General features: G+C 70.8%; 18 protein-coding genes. 6 read left to right on the top strand and 12 right to left on the bottom strand.

The genetic code is table 11. From position 1 onward, the window contains the following. Window positions 1–46 precede the first annotated feature (46 nt). Window positions 47–1,000 carry a type I pantothenate kinase gene (coaA, locus tag MWU75_RS09040; protein WP_247089826.1) on the top strand — a complete coding sequence of 318 codons (954 nt, stop codon included), beginning with the start codon at window positions 47–49 and terminating at the stop codon, window positions 998–1,000. Between the two features lie 117 nt (window positions 1,001–1,117). Here coaA and MWU75_RS09035 read toward each other — a convergent pair whose 3' ends face one another. The 4 genes from MWU75_RS09035 to MWU75_RS09020 form a co-directional block, all read right to left on the bottom strand. Beyond that, window positions 1,118–2,548 (bottom strand): class II fumarate hydratase, encoded by a 1,431-nt coding sequence (locus tag MWU75_RS09035; protein WP_247089825.1) that lies wholly within the window; start codon window positions 2,546–2,548, stop codon window positions 1,118–1,120. Window positions 2,549–2,734: 186 nt separating this feature from the next. Next, on the bottom strand, window positions 2,735–3,616 hold the full coding sequence (locus tag MWU75_RS09030) for a lytic transglycosylase domain-containing protein (protein ID WP_247089824.1): 882 nt from the start codon (window positions 3,614–3,616) through the stop codon (window positions 2,735–2,737). 300 nt (window positions 3,617–3,916) lie between these two features. Then, on the bottom strand, window positions 3,917–5,275 hold the full coding sequence (locus tag MWU75_RS09025) for a PhoH family protein (protein ID WP_247089823.1): 1,359 nt from the start codon (window positions 5,273–5,275) through the stop codon (window positions 3,917–3,919). 353 nt (window positions 5,276–5,628) lie between these two features. Further along, complete coding sequence (locus tag MWU75_RS09020) at window positions 5,629–6,393, bottom strand: isoprenyl transferase (RefSeq protein ID WP_247089822.1); 765 nt, start codon at window positions 6,391–6,393, stop codon at window positions 5,629–5,631. Window positions 6,394–6,497: 104 nt separating this feature from the next. Here MWU75_RS09020 and MWU75_RS09015 point away from each other — a divergent pair, with 104 nt between their 5' ends. Beyond that, a complete protein-coding gene (locus MWU75_RS09015) occupies window positions 6,498–7,274 on the top strand; it encodes a hemolysin III family protein (protein ID WP_247089821.1) in 777 nt (258 codons plus the stop codon). A gap of 31 nt (window positions 7,275–7,305) precedes the next feature. Here the strand turns inward: MWU75_RS09015 and MWU75_RS09010 are convergent, their stop codons facing one another. Both MWU75_RS09010 and mca read right to left on the bottom strand, forming a co-directional pair. Beyond that, entirely contained in the window at window positions 7,306–7,554 is a 249-nt protein-coding gene (locus tag MWU75_RS09010; protein WP_247089820.1) for a hypothetical protein, read from the bottom strand. Further along, window positions 7,551–8,609 carry a mycothiol conjugate amidase Mca gene (gene mca, locus MWU75_RS09005; RefSeq protein WP_247089819.1) on the bottom strand — a complete coding sequence of 353 codons (1,059 nt, stop codon included), beginning with the start codon at window positions 8,607–8,609 and terminating at the stop codon, window positions 7,551–7,553. Before mca ends, MWU75_RS09010 begins: the two co-directional genes overlap by 4 nt. Window positions 8,610–8,723: 114 nt before the next feature. Here mca and MWU75_RS20275 point away from each other — a divergent pair, with 114 nt between their 5' ends. Together MWU75_RS20275 and greA are read left to right on the top strand one after the other, a co-directional pair. After that, window positions 8,724–9,095: a DUF4307 domain-containing protein gene (locus tag MWU75_RS20275; RefSeq protein WP_247089817.1), complete on the top strand. Its 372-nt coding sequence runs from the start codon at window positions 8,724–8,726 to the stop codon at window positions 9,093–9,095. A gap of 257 nt (window positions 9,096–9,352) precedes the next feature. Further along, window positions 9,353–9,853 carry a transcription elongation factor GreA gene (gene greA, locus MWU75_RS08995; RefSeq protein WP_247089816.1) on the top strand — a complete coding sequence of 167 codons (501 nt, stop codon included), beginning with the start codon at window positions 9,353–9,355 and terminating at the stop codon, window positions 9,851–9,853. Window positions 9,854–9,921: 68 nt separating this feature from the next. Here greA and ilvA read toward each other — a convergent pair whose 3' ends face one another. The 3 genes from ilvA to aceA form a co-directional block, all read right to left on the bottom strand. Then, window positions 9,922–11,166 (bottom strand): threonine ammonia-lyase, encoded by a 1,245-nt coding sequence (gene ilvA, locus MWU75_RS08990; RefSeq protein WP_247089814.1) that lies wholly within the window; start codon window positions 11,164–11,166, stop codon window positions 9,922–9,924. A 212-nt stretch (window positions 11,167–11,378) separates the two neighbouring features. Beyond that, window positions 11,379–13,082 carry a malate synthase A gene (gene aceB / locus MWU75_RS08985; protein ID WP_247089812.1) on the bottom strand — a complete coding sequence of 568 codons (1,704 nt, stop codon included), beginning with the start codon at window positions 13,080–13,082 and terminating at the stop codon, window positions 11,379–11,381. Between the two features lie 118 nt (window positions 13,083–13,200). Continuing rightward, window positions 13,201–14,520, bottom strand: coding sequence for an isocitrate lyase (aceA, locus tag MWU75_RS08980; protein WP_247089810.1), 1,320 nt, complete (start codon window positions 14,518–14,520; stop codon window positions 13,201–13,203). Window positions 14,521–14,657: 137 nt separating this feature from the next. On the opposite strand from aceA, the gene MWU75_RS08975 reads away from it, so the two are divergent. Beyond that, window positions 14,658–16,097 (top strand): helix-turn-helix transcriptional regulator, encoded by a 1,440-nt coding sequence (locus MWU75_RS08975; protein WP_247089808.1) that lies wholly within the window; start codon window positions 14,658–14,660, stop codon window positions 16,095–16,097. 586 nt (window positions 16,098–16,683) lie between these two features. Here MWU75_RS08975 and MWU75_RS08970 read toward each other — a convergent pair. Continuing rightward, window positions 16,684–16,974 (bottom strand): hypothetical protein, encoded by a 291-nt coding sequence (locus MWU75_RS08970; protein WP_247089806.1) that lies wholly within the window; start codon window positions 16,972–16,974, stop codon window positions 16,684–16,686. Window positions 16,975–17,113: 139 nt separating this feature from the next. On the opposite strand from MWU75_RS08970, the gene msrA reads away from it, so the two are divergent. Then, window positions 17,114–17,800: a peptide-methionine (S)-S-oxide reductase MsrA gene (gene msrA, locus MWU75_RS08965; RefSeq protein ID WP_247089804.1), complete on the top strand. Its 687-nt coding sequence runs from the start codon at window positions 17,114–17,116 to the stop codon at window positions 17,798–17,800. A gap of 18 nt (window positions 17,801–17,818) precedes the next feature. Here msrA and hrpB read toward each other — a convergent pair whose 3' ends face one another. After that, a complete protein-coding gene (gene hrpB, locus MWU75_RS08960) occupies window positions 17,819–20,524 on the bottom strand; it encodes an ATP-dependent helicase HrpB (protein WP_247089802.1) in 2,706 nt (901 codons plus the stop codon). After that, the gene (locus MWU75_RS08955; protein ID WP_247089800.1) at window positions 20,521–21,150 is read right to left on the bottom strand and encodes a class I SAM-dependent methyltransferase; all 630 of its coding nucleotides are present in this window, start codon (window positions 21,148–21,150) and stop codon (window positions 20,521–20,523) included. Before MWU75_RS08955 ends, hrpB begins: the two co-directional genes overlap by 4 nt. Window positions 21,151–21,157 lie beyond the last annotated feature (7 nt).

The raw sequence follows: 21,157 nt of genomic DNA, 5'->3' as shown, positions 1-21,157 counted from the left end.
GGAGCCGCATGCGCCGTCGGTGTCCGCGTTGGGCAGAATGGCCCCCATGGCATCCAACGGCGCCAGCCTGACCTCGCCCTACGTGGAGCTGGACCGCGCCGGGTGGGCTGCCCTGCGCGACCAGCACCCGATGCTCCTGTCGCAGGAGGACGTCACCCGTCTACGCGGCCTGGGCGAGCGCCTCGACATGCGCGAGATCGAGGAGGTCTACCTGCCGTTGTCCCGGCTGCTGTCCTTCTACGAGCGCGAGGTCGAGCAGCTGCACCAGGTGACCAGCGACTTCCTCGGCGAGCGCCACGAGCGGACCCCCTTCGTCATCGGGGTCGCCGGGTCGGTGGCGGTCGGCAAGTCGACCACCGCCCGCATCCTGCAGGCCCTCATCCAGCGCTGGGAGTCCGAGCCGACGGTCGAGCTGGTCACCACGGACGGGTTCCTCTTCCCCAACAAGGTCCTGACCGACCGCAACCTGATGGCGCGCAAGGGCTACCCGGAGAGCTATGACCGCCGGTCCCTGCTGCGCTTCGTCATGGAGGTCAAGTCGGGCAAGGCCGAGGTGCGGGCACCGGTCTACTCCCACCTGACCTACGACATCGTCCCCGGTGAGGAGATCGTGGTCCGGCGACCGGACGTGCTGATCGTCGAAGGGCTCAACGTGCTGCAGGCGCCACGCCAGCACAGCGACGGCCGCTCCGGCCTGTCCGTCTCGGACTTCTTCGACTTCTCGGTCTACGTGGACGCCAAGCAGGACCTGATCAAGAAGTGGTACGTCGACCGCTTCCAGGAGCTACGGCATACGGCCTTCAGCCAGCCCGAGTCCTTCTTCCGCCGCTACGCCAACCTGGACGACGAGGCGGCGGTGGACATGGCCGAGAGCATCTGGGACGCGATCAACGCGCCCAACCTGGTGGAGAACATCCTGCCGACCCGCGGCCGCGCGACCCTGGTGCTGAGCAAGGGCGAGGACCACGCGGTGAACCGGGTGCGGCTGCGCCGTCTCTGACCCAAAAATGTAGTGGTTTTGTAGGCCCTCTACGCAACTTTGTAGTGGTTTTGTAGGCCCTCACTTTGTAGTGGTTTTGTACGGCGCGCCTCCCGCGGGATTCCCAGCCCGGATCCCTCAGGCGTTGGGGCGGGTCATCGCCAGAACGTCGAGGGCGGCGTCGAGCTGCTCCTCGGTGAGCTCGCCGCGCTCCACGTGCCCACGCTCGATCACCACGTCCCGGATGGTCTGTCGGTTGGCCAGCGACTGCTTGGCGACGGCGGCCGCGGCCTCGTAGCCGATGTACTTGTTGAGGGGGGTGACGATCGCACTCGAGCTCTCCGCGAGCTCGCGGTTGTGCTCCACGTTGGCGGTGATCCCGGTGATGCAGCGGTCGGCGAGGACCCGGGAGACATTCGCCAGCAGGGTGATCGACTCGACCAGGGCCTGTCCCATCACCGGGAGCATCACGTTGAGCTCGAAGGTCCCGCTCGCTCCGCCGACCGTCATGGTGGCGTCGTTGCCGATCACGCGTGCGCACACCATCAGCGCCGCCTCCGGCAGCACCGGGTTGACCTTGCCGGGCATGATCGAGGAGCCCGGCTGCAGGTCGGGCAGCTGGACCTCCTGCAGACCCGCGCGCGGGCCCGAGCCCATCCACCGCAGGTCGTTGCAGATCTTGGTCAGCGACACCGCGACCACCCGCAGGGAGCCGCTCAGAGCTACCAGCGCGTCCTGGGTGGACTGCGCCTCGAAGTGGTCCTCGGCCTCGACGAAGTCCACGCCCGTGCGGCGGGACACCTCCGCGATCACGGCGGCCGCGAAGCCGGGCTGGGCGTTGAGGCCCGTGCCTGCGGCGGTGCCGCCCAGCGGCAGCTCGGCCGCGGCGACAGCGGACTCGGCGACCCGCTGACGGCCGAGGGCGATCTGGCGGGCGTAACCGCCGAACTCCTGGCCGAGCGTCACGGGGACTGCGTCCATCAAGTGAGTGCGGCCCGCCTTGACGACATCGGCGAACTCCTCCGCCTTGGCGGACAGTGCCTGCTCGAGATGCTCCAGGGCGGGCTGCAGCTCGTCGTGCACGAGACGCCCGGCCGCGACCCGGATGGCGGAGGGGAAGGTGTCGTTGCTGGACTGGCCGGCGTTGACGTGGTCGTTGGGGTGCACCGTCGGCTCACCGCCCGTGGCCTGGTTGGCCAGCGTCGCCACCACCTCGTTGACGTTCATGTTGGTCGAGGTGCCCGATCCGGTCTGGTAGACGTCGATCGGGAAGTGGGCGTCGTGCCGCCCCGCCACGACCTCGTCCGCGGCCGCGGTGATCGCGTCGGCACGGGCGGAGTCGATGACACCGAGCTGGGAGTTCACCTGGGCAGCGGCCGACTTGATCAGTGCGAGCGCGTGCACGATGGCGGCCGGCACCGGCTGACCCGAGATGGGGAAGTTCTCCACGGCCCGTGCCGTCTGTGCGGCATAGAGCGCGTCCGCCGGGACCTGCACCTCCCCCATGGAGTCACGCTCGGTGCGCATCGGGACGGTGGATCCTGCCGGGGTGCTGGGCTCGTCGGTCATGCCCCCCAGTCTCCCCCGCGGCCCGGGGGATCGCCAGGCGCCCCCGGCGGACACGACAGCCCCCGACCTGCCGGGCTGACGCGACAGACCCCGGCCTGCCCGTGAGGGGCGGACCGGGGTCTGCTCTGAGGAGATGCGTCACCGGCGGGCCGGTGCTCGCGTGGCGTGCGGCTCAGTACGTGCGGCTCAGTACCAGCCGACGGACTGCGAGTGCGCCCAGGCGGCGCAGGGGCTGCCGTAGCGGCCCTGGATGTAGCCCAGGCCCCAGCGGATCTGGGTCGCCGGGTTGGTGCGGTAGTCGGCTCCGGCGCTGGCCATCTTGCTGGCCGGCAGCGACTGCGGGATGCCGTAGGCGCCGGAGGACGGGTTGGTCGCGGTGTGGCTCCAGCCGCTCTCGCGCATCCACAGGGAGTCGAGGCAGCCGAACTGGTCCTGGCTCCAGCCGTAGTTGCCGAGCATGTTGCGGGCAATGGACCGGGGGTCACCAGACGGTGCCGGGGCGGGCTCGGGGGCGGGGGCCGGGGCGGCCTCCTCGGCGGGGGCCTCGGCGCGCTCCTGGGACCGGGCGGCGGCCTGCTGGGCCTCCTCCTCGGCAGCGCGCTCCTCGGCGGCGGCGCGCTCGGCGGCCTCAGCAGCGGCAGCCTCCTCGGCGGCACGGCGCTCGGCCGCGGCGCGCTCGGCGGCGATCTCCTCCGACTTCTCGGTGGCGACGTCGCCGGCCTTGCGGGCGCTCCAGGTGGAGAAGTGCAGCGACGAGGCGGAGATCTGCTCCTCCACCTTGGCGACCGCCTCAGCCAGCGGGGACTGCGTCCCGTCCGCGACGTTGCGCAGCGCGGCGTCGCCCACGAAGGGGCTGGTCTCGGCGATGGAGTTGGCCAGGCCGTCGGCGTCCATCGTGGGGGTGGTGGACGACGGGACCGCGGCATAGGCGGCCATGGCCATGGCGCCGGCGGCGATGACCGCGGTCAGCGCGGTCGCGCCGCGGTGCAACCGACGACCGGGACGGTGGCGGCCGGAGTCGGCCTCCTCGCTGCTGGGCAGCACGGAAATCTCAGGGGCATTGGACAAGGGAGTTCCTCCACGCCCGGGGCACCGTCAGCTGCGATGCGCAGCGGGGGCAACGGTCACGAGCGTTATCAATTCGTGATCTGACTCGGTCTACCGTGACAGGCCACATCACAAGATCGCAAATTCAACCACCTGTTCCGTGGTGAACGTCACATCACCGGCGAGGCGTCGTTCTGGGGCTGCTGTGACAGGAGTGGGTCATGGGTCGGCGGGACGGCCGAGCCCCGCGACCCGTGCCCAGTTGACCGTGCAGGCCGAGTCCGCGCGTGCCTCCCGGACATCGCGCGGACCGCCCGCCCGTCAGACGAGAGCCTCCCCGCCCTCGAGCAGGTCGGTCACCAGTGCCGCGATCGGGCTGCGTTCGCTGCGGTGCAGCGTGACGTGCGCGAACAGCGGGTGCCCCTTGAGCGTCTCGATCACCGCGGCGACGCCGTCGTGGCGGCCCACCCGCAGGTTGTCCCGCTGGGCGACGTCGTGGGTGAGGACGACGCGGGAGCTCTGGCCGATCCGGGACAGCACGGTGAGCAGCACGTTGCGCTCCAGCGACTGTGCCTCGTCGACGATCACGAACGCGTCGTGCAGCGACCGGCCGCGGATGTGCGTCAGCGGCAGCACCTCGAGCATGTCGCGGTCGATGATCTCCTCGACGACCTCCCGGGAGACCACCGCGCCGAGGGTGTCGAAGACCGCCTGGGCCCAGGGCCCCATCTTCTCGTTCTCGGTGCCCGGGAGGTAGCCGAGCTCTTGGCCTCCCACGGCATACAGGGGTCGGAAGACGATCACCTTGCGGTGCTGGCGCCGCTCCATCACGGCCTCCAGACCGGCGCACAGGGCCAGGGCCGACTTGCCGGTGCCGGCCCGGCCGCCGAGGCTGATGATGCCGACGTCCGGGTCGAGCAACAGGTCTAGTGCGATGCGCTGCTCCGCGGACCGCCCGTGCAACCCGAAGGCATCACGGTCGCCGCGGACGAGCTTGATCGCGTGGTCGGGTCCGACGCGACCCAGGGCGCTGCCGGAGGGCCCGAGCACGGTCAGCCCGGTGTGCACCATGAGGTCCTTGGCGCCGTCGTGCTCCAGCCGCCCGGTCTCATAGAGCGTGGACATCTGGGTGTCGTCCACCTCGAACTCGGCCATGCCGGTCCAGCCCGACTCGACGGCCAGCTCGGCGCGGTACTCCTGGGCGTCGAGGCCGCACGCGGAGGCCTTGACCCGCATCGGCAGGTCCTTGCTCACCACCGTCACGTCGTGACCCTCGCTGGCGAAGTTGCAGGCCACGGCCAGGATCCGGGAGTCGTTGTCGCCGAGGCGGAAGCCGGCCGGCAGGGAGGCGGGGTCGGTGTGGTTGAGCTCGACCCGCAGCGTGCCCCCGGCCGCACCGACCGGCACCGGCTCGCTCAGTCCACCGTGCTTGACACGCAGGTCGTCCAGCTGCCGCAGCGCCTCCCGGGCGAAGTAGCCCAGCTCCGGGTGGTGCCGCTTGCCCTCCAGCTCGGTGATCACGACGATCGGCAGCACCACCTGGTGCTCGGCGAATCGCAGCAGGGCCCGCGGGTCGGACAGCAGGACCGAGGTGTCCAGGACGTAGGTCTTGGTCTGCACGGGCTGTGCGGCACGGGCGCGCGTGGAACGGGTAGCGGATCGGCTGGTGGTTGATGCCATGTCGACTCTCCCTGCACGCGCGCTGACGCTACGCGTGGTGGCGGTGGGCTGACCGGGACCGGACCCTGACCAGGTGGCCGAGGTGCCGGTGCCGGCCCCCCGCCCAGAGCTGTCGCTCCATCTGGTGGGCCTCCCGAACGAGGACGGGTGTCCTGCGTCACTTCCGACCGTAGGACCAGAACCGCCGACTGTGCGGTATTGGCCGTGGCGTGGCGCGAAGGTCCGTCTGGTCGTCACGCAGGATTCACTCCCCGGCTACCCGGCGCACGGGATGGCGACGTCAGGCCCACCGAGCGCACGGGTGCTGACTCTCAGGACCACCGAGCGCGCGCAGTGGCGACCAGAGACGCCCGTCAGCTGCCGAAGCGCCGTTCGCGCTCGGCATACGCCCGCAGTGCCCGCAGGAAGTCCACCTTGCGGAAGTCGGGCCAGTACGCCTCGCAGAAGTAGAACTCGCTGTGCGCGCTCTGCCAGAGCAGGAAGCCACCCAGCCGCTGCTCCCCGCTGGTGCGGATCACCAGGTCCGGGTCCGGCTGGCCCTTGGTGTAGAGGTGCTCGGCAATGTCCTCCACCTGCACCGTGGTGGCGAGCTCCTCGATGGGCGTCCCCTGCTCGGCGGCCTCGGCCAGCAGCGACCGGACGGCATCGGCGATCTCCTGGCGGCCGCCGTAACCGATGGCAGCGTTGACCACCATGCCCTCGACGTCGGCCGTGCGCTCGACGGCGGCACGCAGCACCTGGACGGTCTCCTCGGGCAGCAGGTGCGCGGCGCCCACCAGGTTGATCCGCCAGTGCCGGGCCTGCGCCAACTGGGTGACGACGTCCTGGATGATCCGCAGCAACGGCTCGACCTCACGCGCGTCGCGCCGCAGGTTGTCGGTCGAGAGCAGCCAGAGCGTGACCACCTCGACGCCGGCCTCCTCGCACCAGTCGAGGAGCGGTGCGATGTTGTCGGCGCCGGCTCGGTGTCCGTGCGCCGTGTCCGCACCGCGTTGCCTGGCCCACCGCCGGTTGCCGTCGAGCATGACACCCACATGACGTGGCATCCGCTCGGCCGGGAGGTGCCTGGTCAGCGACCGGTTGTACACCCGATAGAGCAGGTCACGGGGAGAACGCATAGCGCCTAACCTACTCGCCGCAACACCCAGGAGTCGGGGTACCTTTGCCGAGAGTTCATCGTTACTAGTTGGTAACCTACGCCTCCGTAGGTTATCGTTACCCCATGGAACCGAACGTGCCGCAGTCCGCGAGCCGCGCCCGCGTCCAGCGAGCCACGCAGTCGGCAGTGCACGAGGTCCGGGAGACCGCAGGCGAGGTCAAGGACGCTGCCCGGGAGGCCGTCGCGGTCATCAAGCCGAAGTTGCGTGGCTGGCTGCACCTGGGCACCACCCCCCTGGCGCTGGCCGCCGGCATCGTGCTGGTCGCCCTGGCACCGACGACCCCGGCGCGCATCGCCGCCGCGATCTTCGCGGTCACCGCTGTCCTGCTGTTCGGCACGTCGGCCATCTATCACCGCGGCACCGGCCACTTCAGCGAACGGACCAGTCGGGTCCTCAAGCGACTTGATCACGCCAACATCTTCCTGATCATCGCCGGCACCTACACACCGTTCGCCGTGCTGCTGCTGCCCCCGGGCCAGGCCCGCACCCTGCTCTGGCTCGTCTGGGGCGGCGCTGTCGCGGGCGTGCTCTTCCGGGTGCTGTGGGTCGGCGCGCCCCGCTGGCTCTACACCCCCGTCTACGTCGCGCTCGGCTGGGTGGCGGTCTTCTACCTGCCGGGCTTCTGGCGCAACGGCGGTGCCGCCGTGGTCATCCTCATCGCCGCGGGCGGGCTGCTCTACACCCTGGGGGCCCTGGTCTACGGCACCAAGCGGCCCAACCCCTCGCCGCGATGGTTCGGGTTCCACGAGATCTTCCACGCGTTCACGATCCTCGCCTTCGCGGCGCACTACGTGGCCGTCTCCTTCTCGGTCTACGGCGCGGTGCCTGGGTCAGGCTGACCCGTCGAGACGTCGCCCGTCCACCGCCCGGTCAGGGCGTCGGCTCGTCGTCCGGGTTGCCCTTGTCCTCACCCAGGCCCTCACTGGGGCCCTCGCCGGACTCCTGCGCACGGCGCTCCTGCTTGAGCCGCTCCTCCGCCAGGCGCAGCTCCTCCTGGTGCTTGAGCCGGCGGAGCCGTTTGTTGAGGTCCATGCCGAGCAGGATGAGCGCGACGGCCAGGAAGAAGAGGACCAGGAACCCGCCCAGGCCCGCGGTGATCTCGACGCCGGTGCTGTTCACGACGCCTGGTCATCCTCACGGTCGTGGTGACCCTCGAGCTCGGTGATCTCGTCGTCAAGGTCCTCGGTCTGCCGGGCGTCGTCCACGCCGTCGGCGTCGGCGTCCACCGGGGGCGGCGGGACGGAGCGGTAGGCGGCCACGATCTCACCGTCGGCGTCGCGCTCAGGGGCGCGACGGCATACTGCCTCCAGATCCAGCTCCCGCAGCCCGGCGAACAGGTCGTCCTCGGGGAAGGACGGCTCGACCAGCGAGACCGCCAGCTCCCAGTCCTCGGTCGGGTGCACCCGCTGCTGCAGCTCCATCGGCACCTGGAACCAGAAGCCGTCGGGGTCGACCTGCGTCGCGTGGGCACGCAGGGCGTCGTCGCGGACCGGGAAGAACTCGGCGCACTCGACATGGGTCTGGATGTCGCGCTCCGCCCGGGTCCGCAGCCCCTTGACCCAGTCCTCGTAGGGCGACTCCAGCCCCTCGGCCAGCATCGCCTCGTGGATGGCCCGGATCCGCTTGATGGACCAACCCGAGTAGTAGACCTTCTGCGGCTGCCACGGCTCACCTGCGTGGGGGTATGCCGTGGGGTCGCCGGCGGCGCGGAAGGCCGCCATCGACACCACGTGGGTCATGATGTGGTCGGGGTGGGGGTAGCCGCCGTTCTCGTCGTAGGTGGTGAGCACGTGGGGGCGGAACTCGCGGATCACCCGCACCAGCGCCTCGGCGGTCACCTCGACCGGCTCGAGCGCGAAGCACCCCTCGGGCAGCGGCGGCAGGGGGTCGCCCTCCGGCAGACCGGAGTCGACGAAGCCGAGCCAGGTGTGCTGGATGCCGAGGATCTCGACGGCGCGGGCCATCTCGTCGCGGCGGACCTGCGTCAGGTCCCGCTCGATGTGGGGGTCACCCTTGAGCTTCTCGTTGAGGACGTCCCCGCGCTCGCCCCCGGTGCACGAGACGACCATCACCTGGATCCCCTCGGCGACATACTTGGCGGTGGTGGCGGCACCCTTGCTGGACTCGTCGTCCGGGTGTGCGTGGACGGCCATGAGGCGAAGCTCCTGGGACACCCTGCGCTCCTCGTGATCTGGTGTGACGGACAATGGTGTCGCACCCCGGCGCGACAGCGCCCCCTATCCTCTCACCTCCCGAGGACAGACCCGACCCTGGACGGAGTACCACCCGTGAGCAGCCCCGCACCGACCACGGTGAGCAAGCGCACCTGGTGGATCGTCGGGACCCTCGGCGTGGTCGCGATGACCGCCCTGGCGATCTGGTTCGGGATCGCGGCGACCGCCGGCAAGGTGCACTGGTACAACGGTGGCTTCGACATCGTCTCCGACGAGCAGGTCGACATCCGCTTCGACCTGCGCCGGGACCCGACCCGCACCGTCGTGTGCGACCTGCACGCGCTGGACACCCACCACGCCCGGGTCGGCACGGGCCGGGTGACGGTGGGGCCCGCGGAATCGTCCCCGAGCCGGCATGTGGAGTCGCTGCGCACGGTCGCCCGGGCGACGACGGGCTACGTCGACAACTGCACCTACGCGGACTGATCAACTGCACCTACGCGGACTGAACCTCTCCGGCCCAGGCGAGCACCCGGCATACTCGTGACCTGATCGTGACCTTGACATGTGACCACTCGCGCTTTCCTTGTTAAACTTGCATATCGCGAAGGTCCGGGCCGGACAGCGCTGAGCACCCGAAAGCTCAGGCAGTTCCCACCGCCCGGGCCTCATTGTTTGATCGTGTCAGGGACGCATCCGTGAGAGTTGCGGTGCGCTGACGCGTGACCCGAGGAGTGACTGAAGTGACCGACACCACCACGAAGCAGACGGCGACCTACCTGACGCCTGAGGCGCACGCCCGCCTGCAGGCGGAGCTTGCTCACCTCAAGGGCGAGGGTCGCACCGAGATCTCGCAGCGCATCGAGGAGGCTCGCGAGGAGGGTGACCTCAAGGAGAACGGCGGCTACCACGCGGCCAAGGAGGAGCAGGGCAAGATGGAGGCCCGCATCCGCCAGCTCGAGCAGCTGCTCCAGAACGTCACGATCGGCGACGCGCCGGCCGACGACGGCGTGGTCGAGCCCGGCATGATCGTCACCATCGAGATGTTCGGCGAGGAGGAGAAGTTCCTGCTCGGCAGCCGCGAGATCATCGGTGACGACGAGGACCTGACGGTCTACAGCGAGAAGTCCCCGATGGGTGCGGCCATCCTGGGCCACGTGCCCGGCGACGTGACCACGTTCAACGCCCCCAACGGGAAGTCCATCGAGGTCAAGGTCCTCTCCGCAACCCCGTACTCGTCCTGACCCGGACGCCCCATGTCCGGGGGTGACCGGACCTCAGCAGCACCACGATGCCGCCCCGTGCGCTCGGCTCAGCCGGCCAGCACGGGGCGGTATCCGTGTTCGTGGAGGGCCTCGATGACCGACGCGGAGTGCTCCGGGCCGTCGGTCTCCACGGTGATCCCGATCTGCACCTCGTGCACGTGCAGCGACGCGGTCGTGCGGCCGTGCTGCACCTCCAGGACGTTCGCCCGCTGCTCGGCCAGGTGGGCCAGCAGGGTCGACAACGAGCCCGGCCGGTCAGGCACCGTCACCCGGAACTGCAGGTAGCGGCCGGCGATGCCGAGCCCGCTCTGGATGATCCGCAGCATCAGGAGCGTGTCGATGTTGCCGCCGGAGAGCACCGCGACCACTGGCCGGTCCAGGTCGAAGGCCGGCTCCCCCTGGCCTGCCGCGGCCCGGTCCATCAGGTGTGCGACCGCGGCCGCCCCCGCGGGCTCGACGACCAGCTTGGCGCGCTCGAGCAGGAAGAGCATCGCCCGGGCGATGGAGTCCTCCCCCACCGTCTCGACGCCGTCGACCAGGTCGCGCACGAGCTCGAACGGCACGTCCCCGGGACGGCCGACCGCGATGCCGTCGGCCATCGTGCTCATCCGCTCGACCGGCACGGGGTGGCCCGCGGCCAGCGACCCCGGCCAGGCTGCGGCCTCCTCGGCCTGGACGCCGATCACCCGCACGTCGGGACGGACGGCCTTCACAGCGGTCGCGATCCCCGCCAGGAGCCCGCCGCCGCCGAGGCACACCAGGATGGTCCCGACGTCGGGGACCTCCTCGAGGATCTCCAGCCCGCAGGTGCCCTGGCCTGCGACGATGCCCGGGTGGTCGAACGGCGGGATGAAGACCGCCCCGGTCTCCTGCTCGAAGGCGCGCGCCCGCTCGATGCAGTCGTCGATGGTGCTGCCGACCTGCTCGACCGTGGCGCCGTAGCCACGGGTCGCCCGCAGCTTGGGCATCGAGGCACCGTTGGGCATGAAGACCGTCGCCTCGATGCCGAGCAGCTGGGCGGCGAGCGCGACGCCCTGGGCGTGGTTGCCGGCGCTGGCTGCCACCACACCGCGGGCCCGCTCCTCCTCGGACAGCGCAGCCATGCGGGTGTAGGCGCCGCGGATCTTGAAGGAGCCGGCACGGCCCATGTTCTCGCACTTCAGGTGAACGGGGACGCCGGCGAGCGTGCTCAGCGCCTGGCTGAACTCCATCGGCGTGGGGCTGATCACCCCGGCCAGGAGCTCCCGGGCGGCGTCGATGTCGGCGGGGGTCACGGATGGCGTCGTTGGCACAGGGGTCACCCTAGTCGCGACGGCAGGTGCAGTATGCCGTGCGGTCGCGCCGTGCGCTCGCGTGCGGCTGGTCCGCGGCTGTGTGCCGTACGGCGTGCTGTGCGATCACACGCAGCGGGCCATGCGACGGACTGTGCGCGGTGCGACGTCTTGGGCGTCGCACCGCGCACATCTGGTCGCACGGCTCGGGCCGGCGGGGCGCCGCGCTCAGGTCAGGCCGCGTCCTCGGACTGGCCGGCACCGGGGACGCGCTCGGACATCCGCAGGTCCTCCTTGTCCAGCGGACCGGTCATCGGCTTGTCGATGAGGTAGCGGACGTAGGCGTAGTTGGTGAAGAACCCGGGCAGGTACTCACCGAGCGCGACGTACTCCAGCACCTCGCGCGCCCGGGCCAGCGGCTCGGAGGCGTCGGGCCCGAGCTCGGCGGCCAGCCGTCCGGCCTCTTCCTCGATGAGGTCACCGACCAGCTGGCGGGTGACGACCCGGAGGTCCTCCAGCGGTGTGCGGTTGCGGATCCACTGCCACAGCTGGGCGCGCGAGATCTCGACGGTCGCCGCGTCCTCCATCAGGTTGTCGATGGCCACGGCGCCCGTGCCTGAGGTCCAGGCCGCGAGATAGCGCAGCGACACCGTGATGTTGGTGCGGACACCCGCCTCGGTGACCGTGGGGTCCGGCACGCCGGTGAGCAGGTCGTCCACGGTGATCTCGACGTCGTGCCGCTGACGGTCCCGCTGGTCCGGGCGCTCGCCCAGCACCTGGTCGAACACCTCGGTGCACGTGGGCACCAGCGCGGGGTGCGCCACCCAGGAGCCGTCGAAGCCGTCGCCGGCCTCCCTCTCCTTGTCCGCGCGGATCTTCTCCAGCGCGGCAGCGGTCGCCGCCTCGTCGGTGCGGTCGGGCACGAAGGCCGCCATGCCGCCGATCGCGTGCGCGCCCCGCTTGTGACACGTCTTCACCAGCAGCTCGGTGTAGGCCCGCATGAACGGCGTGGTCATCGTGACCTGGGCACGCTCGGGCAGGACGAACTCCGGGCCGCGCTGGGCGAAGGTGCGGATGTAGCTGAAGATGTAGTCCCAGCGACCGGCGTTCAGACCCGAGGAGTGGTCGCGCAGCTCATACAGGATCTCCTCCATCTCGAACGCTGCGGTCACCGTCTCGATGAGCACGGTGGCCCGGATGGTCCCCTGCGGGATGCCCAGCAGGTCCTGCGCCAGGACGAAGACGTCGTTCCAGAGGCGCGCCTCCAGGTGCGACTCCAGCTTGGGCAGGTAGAAGTACGGCCCCGCGCCGCGGTCGATGAGCTCCTGGGCGTTGTGGAAGAGGTAGAGCCCGAAGTCCACCAGCGAGGCCGGCAGCGGCCGGCCGTCAACGGACAGGTGCTTCTCGCACAGGTGCCAGCCACGCGGCCGCAGGACGATGGTCGGGGTCTCCTGCCCCACGGCATACTCCTTGCCGTTCTCGTCGGTGAAGTCGATCTGGCCGCGGATCGCGTCATACAGGTTGATCTGGCCGTCGATGACGTTGAACCAGGTGGGCGCGGTCGCGTCCTCGAGGTCGGCCATCCACACCCGGGCACCGGAGTTGAGTGCGTTGATGGTCAGCTTGCGGCTGGCCGGCCCGGTCATCTCCGTGCGGCGGTCGGTCAGGCCCGGCGCCGGCTCGGCGACGCGCCAGGACTTGTGCTCGCGGATCCCGCGGGTCTCGGGGAGGAAGCCCAGCTCCTCGCGCCCGGCGCTGATCTGGTGCTGTCGGGCGCGACGGGCCTGCAGCAGCTCGGCGCGGCGGCCGGCGAACGCACCGTCCAGCTGACGCACGAAGTCCAGCGCCTCGGGGGTGAGGATCTGCTCGAACCGGGGGTGCTCGGGGCCGCGGACCTGGACGGCGCCGTTGGTGCCCCGGGTGTGTGTGGTGGTCATGTCAATCTCCTTCTCGTATGTCGTGTGGCCGGTCGGCCGATTCACCCCGGTGGGCGGACCTCTGGTGGGAGTCACTGCCCTGCCGAGGTGAACCAGCTCTGCTGGGCCGGGGCGTTTCTTAGTGGAACTGCTCTTCCTCGGTGGAGCCGGTCAGGGCGAGGGTGCCGCTGGCCGGGTTGATCGCGGTGGAGACCTTGTCGAAGTAGCCGGTGCCGACCTCCGCCTGGTGCTTCACGGCGGTGTAGCCGCGCCCGGCGTCGGCGAACTCCGCCTCCTGGAGCTCGACGTAGGCGCTCATGCCGGTGCGGGCGTAACCGTGGGCCAGGTTGAACATCGAGTGGTTCAGGGCGTGGAAGCCAGCCAGGGTGATGAACTGGAACTTGTAGCCGAGGGCGCCGAGCTCGTCCTGGAACGCGGCGATCTCGCTGTCGGACAGCGCGGCCTTCCAGTTGAAGGACGGCGAGCAGTTGTAGGCCAGCATCTTGCCCGGGAACTCCCGGTGGAGCTCGGTGGCGAACTCGCGGGCCAGGCCCAGGTCCGGGGTGCCGGTCTCGACCCAGATCAGGTCGCAGTAGGGGGCGTAGGCCTTGGCGCGGGCCAGCACCGGCTCGATGCCGTTGCGCACCCGGAAGAAGCCCTCGCTGGTGCGCTCACCGGTGGTGAACTCCTGGTCGATCGGGTCGACGTCGCTGGTCAGCAGGTCGGCGGCCAGGGCGTCGGTGCGGGCGATCACCAGGCTGGGCACGTTGAGGGTGTCGGCGGCCAGACGGGCCGCGTTGAGGGTGCGGATGTGCTGGGCCGTGGGGACCAGCACCTTGCCGCCGAGGTGGCCGCACTTCTTCTCCGAGGCGAGCTGGTCCTCCCAGTGCACGCCGGCAGCGCCGGAGATGATCATCGACTTCATGAGCTCGAAGGCGTTGAGTGGGCCGCCGAAGCCGGCCTCGGCGTCGGCGACGATCGGCACGAGGTAGTCGGTGCCGTTCTCCCCGTTGGACCAGTCGATCTGGTCGGCGCGCATCAGCGCGTTGTTGATCCGGCGGACCACGGCGGGCACGGAGTTGGCCGGGTAGAGGCTCTGGTCGGGGTAGGTCTGGCCGGACAGGTTGGCGTCCGCGGCGACCTGCCAGCCGGAGAGGTAGATCGCCTCGAGGCCGGCGCGGACCTGCTGGACGGCCTGGTTGCCGGTCAGGGCGCCGAGGGCGCGGGTGAACGGCTTGGTCTGCAGCTGCTCCCAGAGCTTCTCGGCGCCGCGGCGGGCCAGGGTGTGCTCCTCCACCACGCTGCCCTGCAGCCGCACGACGTCCTCGGCGGAGTAGGTGCGCTCGATGCCGGACCAGCGCGGGTTGGCTGCCCACTCGGTGCGCAGCGCCTCTGCGGCGGAGAGCTGGGTGCCAGGCTCGGTGGTGGTGGCGTCGGGGTTGTTCAGCGTGACGGTCATGAGACGTCCCTTCGGTTCGGTGGGCCCTCCGCAAGAAGTGCCGTTCTGGTGCGATGACCCATCATTGGGTCAAGAAGGCACTGCTTTGAGGCGATTGGCGTGGTCAATTTCTGCACTTCTTGCGCTATCGTGGCGCAATGACCGATCTCGCGACCGCTCCCGACCCGATCACCATCGGCAGGCAGCTGCGGCACATCCGCCGCTCCACGGGGCGCACCCTGGATGACGTCGCGGGCCAGGCGGGCATCTCCGGGTCTGCGCTCTCGCTGCTGGAGAACGGCAAGCGCGAGGCCAAGCTCTCCACGCTGGCCGCCCTCGCCGCCGCCCTGGGCACGGACCTGTCCGAGCTCCTGCAGGCCCGCCCGCCGAGCCGTCGGGCGGCCCTGGAGATCGCGCTGGAGAAGGCGCAGCGCGCCGACTCCTTCGAGGCTCTCGGTCTCCCTGCGGTCAAGATCGGACCGCGACTGCCCACCGAGGCCCTCGAGGCGCTGGTCGGCATGCACGAGGCGCTCGCCGCTGTGCAGGCGGAGCGGGCCGCCACGCCGGAGCACGCTCGGCGGGCCAACGCCGAGCTCCGCACCCAGATGCGCGCGGCGGACAACTACTTCCCGGATATCGAGGAGACCGCTGCGCAGCTCCTCAACGCCATCGACCACCGCGGCGGACCGATCACCCGCACCGCCGTCGACAAGCTCGCCGGCCACCTCGGCTTCTCCCTGGTCCACACCAACGACCTGCCCACTTCGACCCGGTCGGTCACCGACCTGGCCAACCGCCGGATCTACCTGCCGCAGCCGGACGCCGGTCAGAGCGACTCACGCTGGCTGGCGCTGCAGGCCCTGGGTCACGTGGTCCTCGGTCACGAGGTGCCGGCCGACTATGCCGAGTTCCTGTCCCAGCGGGTGCAGATCAACTACTTCTCCGCCGCGCTCCTCATCCCCGAGAGCAGCGCCGTGCCGCTGCTGAGCCGGGCCAAGTCGGCCAAGGACATCGCCATCGAGGACCTGCGCGATGCGTATGCCGTGTCGTACGAGACCGCGGCCCACCGGTTCACCAACCTGGCCACCCGCCACCTGGACCTGCAGGTGCACTTCATGCGCATCTCCGAGGCGGGCCTGATCTACAAGGCCTACGAGAACGACGGGGTCCGCTTCCCCAGCGACGCGACCGGAGCGATCGAGGGGCAGCGGGTCTGCAAGCACTGGACGGCTCGGGTCGTCTTCGAGCAGCCGGACCGCTCCAGCGCCTATCAGCAGTACACCGACACCAAGTCCGGCACCTACTGGTGCACGGCCATGGTGGACCGGACCGCCAACGGCACCTTCTCGGTCAGCGTCGGGGTGCCCTTCGCCCAGGTGAAGTGGATGCGCGGTCGCGAGACGACGGCCCGGTCGAGGTCCCGTTGCCCGGACCCCGCGTGCTGTGCACAGCCGCCCGCAGAGCTCGCCGCCCGGTGGGCCGGCCAGGCCTGGCCGAGCGCCCGCGTCCACTCGCACCTGCTCGCTGCCATGCCTCCTGGCGTCTTTCCCGGCGTCGACGACACGGAAGTCCTGAATTTCCTTGAGGCCCAGGTATAGCGCATCATCTTCGTCAGTAATTTCACTGGGTTCGAAATAGCCCGCAAGTCCGTGGCCACGTCCGGGGGTTCACACCAAGCGGTTCTTGCGCTGCAGCATTAAGGTGCTCCAAATAGTTCAAACGTGCGGCATTGATGTGACTCTTATCACACACCTGCTACCCAAGGGAGTCGCCGTCAGCTGCCCACGGGCGGACTGAGCACGGATGAGCACCGCGAAGCAACACCGAGAATGCTTGGCTCCGAACGGTTCCCGCCATTCTCTGCCGCCTCAGCCTGCCCTATCAGACGCCTGCGACGCTGCTGAGAAGAGTCTGCGAAGGCGACGCAGACTCGTCGAAGTTCCCTCTTTCTTTTGTGAACTCTTTGCCTTACGTTGACTGCATCTTGGCGGGAGCGACTTCTCCGGAGACCTCCATTGCAGGACTCGTGTGAAGGAGGGGAACGCTGCTCGTCCCCTTCACCCCTTGGCGGATGTCGGACTCGACGTCAAGGTCTGGAGCGGCCGACCTGCCGGTCCACGCGATCTGGTGATCCGGTGGCCCCTCGGGGAGCCACCGGATCACCTTCTCCACTCCAGTGACCGCTCAGCCCACCAGTTGCATGATCGTCATGATGATGAGCAGCAGCACCCCGACCGCCACGAGCACCAGGCCACCGACGATCTTGGGGCGCGCAGCCGCGGGGTTCGGCCCGGGCCCCTCGACGCCGAACCCGATCTCCGTGCCGATGTCGAGCGTGCCGGGCGGTCCACCGAAGCCCCCCTTCTGCCCGATCTGAGCACGCGCGGCATCCTGCTCACGGCGCCCCCACAGCCACAGGGCCACCCCGATGAGGATCAGGAGCACGGGCAACCCGAACCGCAGCGCAACATCCATGGGGAGGAACCTGCCACAACCACTGACCGGTCGCCACCCGACGGCTGAGCACACGGCATACTGCCGCCGCCGGTCACCACGCCGACCCGAGCACCGATCCCAGGCTGTTCGTGAGGAGCCTCCGGCGCATACTGGAGGCATGCGCACTTCACGTCCCGAGGTCCACCGTCCGCTGCCCGGCCGGCCTGATGTGCTGCCGGACATCCCCGAGACCCACGAGGTGCTCGGCACGTCCCTGCACGGCCCCTGGGGCGACCATGCCGAGATCCTGTATGTCGGGATGGGTTGCTTCTGGGGCACCGAGCGGATCTTCTGGCGGCAGCCGGGCGTGATCACCACGGCTGCGGGATACATGGGCGGGCTGACGCCGAACGCCACCTACGAGGAGGTCTGCACGGGTCGCACCGGACACACCGAGGCCGTCATGGTCGTCTACGACCGCTCCCAGACCGACCCGGAAACGCTGCTGAAGGAGTTCTGGGAGAACCACGACTCGACGACCCAGGACCGGCAGGGCAATGACCGGGGCACGCAGTACCGCTCGGCGATCTACTGGACCACGCAGGAGCAGGAGGCGGCCGCGCTGGCCACCCACGACGCGTTCCAGGAGGTGCTCACCGACAACGGCTACGGCACGATCACGACCGAGCTGGCGCCCGCCTCGCAGGTCGGCCCGTTCTACTACGCCGAGCGCTTCCACCAGCAGTATCTGCACAAGAACCCGATGGGCTACTGCAACCACGGACCCAACGGCATGACCTGTCCGGTCGGGCTGCTGCGCCAGGACCAGCTGCCGAGCCAGGAGTCGGTGCTCGGCCGGGAGTGACGCGTCCGGAGGGGCCATCTACGTGCGACCGCGGGTCCGCGCGGTTGCGGTGGCGGACCACGGGTCCTCCGGCCACGGGTGCTTGGGATAGCGCCCGCGCATCTCGGCCCGCACCTGCGCGTAGGGCCCGGACCAGAACGAGGCCAGGTCGTCGGTGACCGCCAGCGGGCGGCCGGCCGGCGAGAGCAGGTGGAAGAGCACCGGCACCCCCGCGACCTGCGGTGTCTGCGCCCAGCCGAAGCACTCCTGGAGCTTCACGGCCACGACCGGCCGGCCGTCCGGGTCGTCGACGGCCGGATAGTCGATCCGCACGTCACGCCCGCTGGGCACGGCCAGCCGCTCCGGCGCCAACTCCCCCAGCCTGCTCGCCTCGGGCCACGGCAGCAGTCGTCGCAACGGGTCCACCAGGTCGATCCGGTCCGCCCGTCCTCCGTCCGCGAGGCGGTCCACCTCCGGGCCGAGCCACTCCGGCCACCGTGCCGCGAGCGCCGCGTCACCCACGTCGGGCCAGGGGTCACCCAGCCGCCGGTGCAGGAGCGCCAGCCGACGACGGAGCCCGTCCGCCGCCACCGACCAGCTGAAGATCCCCAGCCCGCGCTCGCCCAGAGCCTGCTCAACGGCCCGGCGTGCGTCCTCGGGTGCCGCGCGCACCGCGACGGAGGACAGCTCGATCGCCCCGAGCGCCCGCACGCGACGCGCGAGGACCCGGCCGTCGCGGAAGGTCGCGCTGGTGGTGTCCGTCAGCAGGCCGGCCGCCGCGACCTCGGCCGCCTCCACACTCAGCGGTGCGGCCGAGCGGATCACCGCGCCGGTGCCCGCTGCCACCCGTCCCTCGGCCCGCGCGACGTCCGCGATCGCCAGCCACTCGTGGCCCTGCAGACCACCCGGCGGAATGGCGGCCCGGGTGCCGGAGGCCAGCAGGTATGCTCCACCGACCCGTCGGGCGACGCGGTCCGGGTGGGCGAGCGCGACGACCAGGCCGGTCGCGTCGGCGCCGGAGACGACAGCGGTGGCGGCAGCAATCTCGGCGGTGGCGGCCGCAGCGCTCTCGGCGGCGGCAGCAGCCGAGGCGGGAGCGCTCTCGGCAGATGCGGCCCCGGCGGGTGCGGCCCCGACACCAGCATCAGGGGCGGCAGTATGCCGTGAGGCCAGGCTCTCCAGCCGCCTCACCTCCTCCTTCCAGCGGCCAGCCGCCGGTGCCTGGCCCCGGCGCAGTGCTCGTAGCAGTGCCGTGAGATCGGCCCCGTCCGGCCGGTGGTCGTCGGAGAGCGCGGCCACCACCTCGGCCGCGGTCCGACCACCCACCAGGGCGGCCCCGTCGAGCAGCGCGCGAGCCAGGCGCGGGTCCGCGGGCACCTCGGCCAGCCGTCGTCCCAGTGTCGTCGCGCGGCCCTCCTCGTCGAAGGCTCCGAGCCGACGCAGGACCGCCTCCGCGTCGGCGATCGCCGCAGACGGTGGCGACTGGGGCAGCGCGAGACCCTCGCCGCGCGGGGCTCCCCAACACGCCAGGGTGAGTGCGGGACCGACCAGATCGGCCACGGCGATCTCCGGCGTGACGTGGGCGGGCATCGCTGCGTAGGTCGTCTCGTCGTAGCAGCGGATCGCGAGCCCAGGCCCCTGACGCGCAGCCCGTCCTGCCCGCTGCACGGCCGCGTCCCGCGAGGCCGCGACGGTCACCAGCCCGGACATGTCGCGCGCGGCGTCGCGGCGCGGCTCCCGCGCCAGGCCGGCATCCACCACGACGCGCACGCCGGGCACGGTGAGGGAGGACTCCGCCAACGCGGTGGAGACGACGATGCGCGGCGGATCGTCGGGACCGGACCCCGCCGTCACGCGGTCCTGCGCGCGAGCGTCGAGCCGCCCGTGCAGCTCCAGCACCTCGACGCGCGCCAGCAGCGCCCGCAACCGGTGGGCGACCCGATCCACCTCGCGAACCCCCGGCAGGAAGACCAGCGTGTCCGGGGTCGAGGCCAGTCCCAGCGCGTCCGCCGCTTCCCCGTGCACGTCCGCCACGACGCGCGCGACATGCTCCAGGAAGGCGTCCGCCACCCCACGGGCATCCGTGCGCGGGCCGACCGGCGGCACCCACCGGACCTCCAACGGGTGCAGTGCGGAGGGGCAGTCCACGACCGGCGCCGGTCCCTGCTCGTCGCCGAGCAGCGCCGCGAACCGCGTGGCGTCCAACGTGGCGGACATCGCGACGAGCACGAGGTCCTCCCGCAGTTCGCGGACCTCGGCCAGCATTCCCACCAGAAGGTCGGTCTCCAGCCCGCGCTCGTGCACCTCGTCCAGGACCACGGCGCCCGTGCCCGGCAGGCCGGGGTCGGCCAGCAGGCGGCGTAACAGGATCCCGGGGGTGCAGAACTCCACCCGTGTGTCGCCCGAGACCCGCCGCTCCCCACGCACGGTGAACCCCGCGTAGCCACCCAGCGGCGTCCCCGTCAGGGCGGCGAGGCGTCGCGCGGCCGCCCGCGCGGCGATCCGACGCGGCTGGACCACGACGACCCGACCACGCGACGCCGACACCGTTCCCCGACCAGCGGACACCGACGCCTCTGCCCGGCCGATCTCCTCCGCCACGGTCGGCGGCGCGAGGGTCGTCTTGCCAGTCCCCGGCGGGGCCTGCACCACCGCCACGCCGCGCGCCCGGACCGCGAAACTCAGGTCGTCGAGTGCCTCGGCGAACGGCAGCCCCCGGCCGATCCGGGCTAGGTCGACGCTCACGCCGGACGGGGCTGCGCCACCCCGAGAGACAGGTAGCCCCACGGCCTGGACACCGCGGGCCCGGGGACATACCAGTGCTCGACCTCCGTGAGCTCGAACCCTGCCGACTCCACGAGAGCGGGGGCAGAACGCGTCAGATGACACCCACCGGCGACTCGTCCCTGGAGCGAGTTCAGCCGGTGCTGCCAACGACGCACCCCCTCGTCCGGCGACAACCCGTGCTCCAGGAAGTGCAACCGCCCAGCGGGGCGCAGCACCCGGCGCGCCTCGCTCAGGACGGCCGCCGGGTCCCGCACCGTGCACAACGAGAAGGTCACCAGCACCGCGTCCACGCGGTCATCGGGCTGCGCCAGCGACTCGGCCTCGAGCCCTCCACGAGTCACCGGGACCCGCGAGGCGGCCACCGCGTGCTGCGCCATCTCCCAGGCCAGGTCCGAGGGCTCCACGGCGGTCACCGACCGCACCGGGTCAGGCAGGTGCGCCAGGTTGAGGCCACTGCCGAACCCGATCTCGAGGACGTCACCGCTCAGTCCGGCACACACCCGTGCCCTGTAGCGCGCCACCTCCGGGTTGTCCAGGGTGGCGTGCGTCAGCCGAGGCACCACCCGCTCGCTCCACCATCCCACGCGCCCA

The organism is Ornithinimicrobium sp. F0845 (assembly GCF_023015765.1).
Taxonomy (GTDB): domain Bacteria; phylum Actinomycetota; class Actinomycetes; order Actinomycetales; family Dermatophilaceae; genus Ornithinicoccus.
The sequence above is the reverse complement of the archived record's forward strand: the minus strand, read 5'-3'. Positions and strand labels throughout refer to the sequence as shown.

Bases quoted from the DNA above. Each gene is read 5' to 3' on its own strand.
- coaA (WP_247089826.1), top strand. From the start codon at position 47: ATGGCATCCAACGGCGCCAGCCTGACCTCGCCCTACGTGGAGCTGGAC.
- MWU75_RS09035 (WP_247089825.1), bottom strand. From the start codon at position 2,548: ATGACCGACGAGCCCAGCACCCCGGCAGGATCCACCGTCCCGATGCGC.
- MWU75_RS09025 (WP_247089823.1), bottom strand. From the start codon at position 5,275: ATGGCATCAACCACCAGCCGATCCGCTACCCGTTCCACGCGCGCCCGT.
- MWU75_RS09020 (WP_247089822.1), bottom strand. From the start codon at position 6,393: ATGCGTTCTCCCCGTGACCTGCTCTATCGGGTGTACAACCGGTCGCTG.
- MWU75_RS09015 (WP_247089821.1), top strand. From the start codon at position 6,498: ATGGAACCGAACGTGCCGCAGTCCGCGAGCCGCGCCCGCGTCCAGCGA.
- aceB (WP_247089812.1), bottom strand. From the start codon at position 13,082: ATGACCACCACACACACCCGGGGCACCAACGGCGCCGTCCAGGTCCGC.
- aceA (WP_247089810.1), bottom strand. From the start codon at position 14,520: ATGACCGTCACGCTGAACAACCCCGACGCCACCACCACCGAGCCTGGC.
- MWU75_RS08975 (WP_247089808.1), top strand. From the start codon at position 14,658: ATGACCGATCTCGCGACCGCTCCCGACCCGATCACCATCGGCAGGCAG.
- MWU75_RS08970 (WP_247089806.1), bottom strand. From the start codon at position 16,974: ATGGATGTTGCGCTGCGGTTCGGGTTGCCCGTGCTCCTGATCCTCATC.
- msrA (WP_247089804.1), top strand. From the start codon at position 17,114: ATGCGCACTTCACGTCCCGAGGTCCACCGTCCGCTGCCCGGCCGGCCT.